Origin of the sequence: Paraburkholderia oxyphila NBRC 105797 (genome assembly GCF_000685075.1) — a bacterium.
GTDB lineage: Bacteria > Pseudomonadota > Gammaproteobacteria > Burkholderiales > Burkholderiaceae > Paraburkholderia > Paraburkholderia oxyphila.
In genome coordinates this window covers 1-3,049 of sequence record NZ_BAYD01000237.1, presented here as the reverse complement: position 1 = coordinate 3,049, position 3,049 = coordinate 1, and the positions used below count along the sequence as shown (strand labels likewise).

The following is a 3,049-nucleotide window of genomic DNA, read 5'->3' as shown; positions in this document are numbered from 1 at the left end:
TGGACCACTCGGCCTTCGAAAAGGTTGGTCGAGCCGATGAACTCGGCGGAGAAGCGGCTGTTCGGGAATTCGTAGACGCCGCTGGGCGAGCCGATCTGCACGATGCGGCCTTCGCTCATGACGGCGAGGCGGCTGGCCATCGTCATGGCCTCTTCCTGATCGTGCGTGACCATCACACAGGTGACATCGACCTTCTCGATGATGTTCACGAGTTCGAGCTGGGTCTTCTGGCGGATCTTCTTGTCGAGCGCGGACATCGGCTCGTCGAGGAGCAACAGTTTCGGGCGCTTGACGAGCGAGCGGGCGAGCGCGACACGCTGCTGCTGGCCGCCCGAGAGCTGGTGCGGCTTGCGCCTGGCGTAGCGGCCCATCTGCACGAGGTTCAGCGCATCGGCCACGCGCTCCTTGATCTCGTTCCTGGGCACGCCTTCCTGCTTGAGACCGAACGCGACATTCGACTCCACGCTCATGTGCGGGAAGAGCGCGTACGACTGGAACATCATGTTGACAGGGCGGCGAAACGGGGGGAGCGTCGCGAGGTCTTCGCCGTCGACGAAGATCTTGCCCGAGGTGGCGGTCTCGAAACCGGCGAGCATGCGCAGCAGCGTGGACTTGCCGCAACCCGAGCTGCCAAGCAGTGCGAACAGTTCGTTCTTCGCGATGTTCAGGCTCACGTTGTTGACGGCGATACTGTCGCCGAACTTCTTGACGACGTTCTCGATGCGGACGAATTCGTCCCGGGACGGGGCGGCCGGCGAGCGCACGGCCTGTTGGGCATTGACTGAAGGCGTCATTTTCATGATGTGACCATTCCTGCCTTACGGCGTTCAGGCACAGGCAGTCCCACACGAAGCGCGCGGAGCGACACGTGGAAGCGGGTCTTTCGACCGGAACTCAAAGGGGGGCTGCCTGATTCGGGTTGTTACCGCGCCACGCGACCAGACGTCAAAACTGCGCGTGGTGTGCGGAGAGGTTTCGATCGAACCCTCGTCCGCGATGTCTCCTTTGTCTCGTCTTCAGGTTGATCAGTGCCCGGTCTTGAGCTGTGCCCAGAGGCGGTTTTCAAGACGCTGGATCTCGAGCGGCTTAGACCTCAGCAACGTCATTTTCTTGATGGTCTCATCGGACGGATAGATGTTCGGGTCCTGGGTGACCAGTGGTGTTACGAGCGGACGCGCGGCGGCGTTGGCCGTTGGATAGAACACTTCGTTCGTGATCTGCGCGTTGACCTTCGGGTCCTCGATGTAGTTGATCCACTTCATCGCCGCTTGCGGGTGCGGAGCGTCCTTCGGCACGGCCATCATGTCGAACCACAGCACGCCGCCTTCCTTCACGTTCGAGAATCGGATCGTATACGAACGCTTCGATTCTTCCGCGCGGCGGCGAGCGATGCCGGTGTCGCCCGAGTACGCAACGGCTACGCAGACGTCGTTGTTTGCCAGATCATTGATGTAGCCGGAAGAATTGAACTGCGTGATGTACGGCCTGATCTTCTTCAGGACGTCGAACGCGTCCTGGTAGTCGGCCGGATTCGTGCTGTTCGGGTCCTTGTGCATGTACTGCAGGGTCGCTGCGAATACGTCGGCGGGCTGGTCGAGGAACGACACTCCGCATCCTTTGAGCTTCGAGAGGTATTGCGGATCGAACACGAGCGCCCAGCTATCCACGGGTGCCTTGTCACCGAGTGCCTTCTTTACCGCCTGCTCGTTATAGGCGATGCCGTCGATGCCATAGGCCCAGGGCACGCCGTATTGGTTGCCCGGGTCGGTATCCGCGATCATTTTCATGAGCGTGGGGTTGAGGTTCTTCAGATTTGGAATTTGCGACTTGTCGAGCTTCTGGTACACACCCGCCTGGATCTGCTTGGCCATGTAGTTCGATGACGGCACGACGATGTCGTAGCCCGAACTGCCCGCGAGCAGCTTGGCCTGGAGCGTGTCGTCGCTGTCGTAGTTATCGTACTTGACGTGCGTTCCCGTCTCTTTTTCGAAGTTCGGGATCGTATCCTTGGCGATGTAGTCGGACCAGTTATAGACGTTCAAGACACTGTCGGCGGCTTGGGCAGACTGGATCGAAGTCACTGAAAAGCTTGCAGCCAGAGCCGTCGCGGCCACGGCGGTCGCGCGACGAAGATGACACAGATTCATGTGGGTTTTCCCTGGGGGAATAATGTTCGGACGGAGCACCGCCGCAGGCACCCGCTTGATGCCACCGCCCATTGAGTACGTGTGTAGCGAAAGAGCCGCCGGTCAGGCCTTGAATGAAGGCGCCGCTTGCGGCGATCGTTTTTTCAGTGTGATCGTGAACGCGCGCAGCCGGACTGGTGCGGGGAAGCGGCCGGGACCTGACCGGTCGGAGGTGTCGAGCCCGCCAGGCCGTGGGCTGGACAATCCAATGGATCTCGCGTGTTGCGATCGGCCAGGAAGAAGTTCGGAGTCGAATGTCTCGACTCGCGCAAAGCTGCGTGCAACCATTGTCTCCATCTCCTTCGGAACACCGTGTCTGCGCATGACATGCGGCACGGCGTCGAATTCTTTTCGTGTTGCAGCACTCTATTGCAGATCTAAGGTCGTAAATATACGAAGTTCGAGACGTTCACATCGCTGCCGAGCAATGTAAGCTATTGTTCAGGTTGTGAATTTTCAATGGACTACAAAAAAGGGCTGGGCAAAAGAAAGCCGCTCAAACCGCCGGAGTGACGCAGTGGACCACTAACCTGATATCGGAGCGGCTCCGGGGCGCCTGTCATCGCGCGGTGTCACCCGGAGTGACTAAGGGCTCATCCATCCGGCGGCGTTGCGCGCGCCGTGGGGCATAATCAAAAGCGGTGGGGTGCGCACGTTTTAGTAGGACTCCGACGTATTAAGCCGGCAGCACTCTCACGCATTCGCCGGGTAGCAAGCCCGGTTGCCCTTGCATACCCTTCCGCCCGCGCGTAGCGCGTGGCGGGAAGAATGAGCCCTTTGTCACTCACGCGGAGTGTGCGAGAAGACGGATGCCCCGGAGCCGCTCCGATGAACAGGGCAGTGGTGGACGGCGTCACACTAGC

At 60.0% G+C, this 3,049-nt stretch carries 2 protein-coding genes; both read right to left on the bottom strand.

Going from position 1 to position 3,049, the window contains the following annotated elements:
* The coding region (locus BO1_RS48455; protein ID WP_028223729.1) for an ABC transporter ATP-binding protein at positions 1-800 on the bottom strand (800 nt) is incomplete at its 3' end.
* A gap of 225 nt (positions 801-1,025) precedes the next feature.
* The gene (locus BO1_RS48450; RefSeq protein WP_028223728.1) at positions 1,026-2,147 is read right to left on the bottom strand and encodes a polyamine ABC transporter substrate-binding protein; all 1,122 of its coding nucleotides are present in this window, start codon (positions 2,145-2,147) and stop codon (positions 1,026-1,028) included.
* Positions 2,148-3,049: the final 902 nt, after the last annotated feature.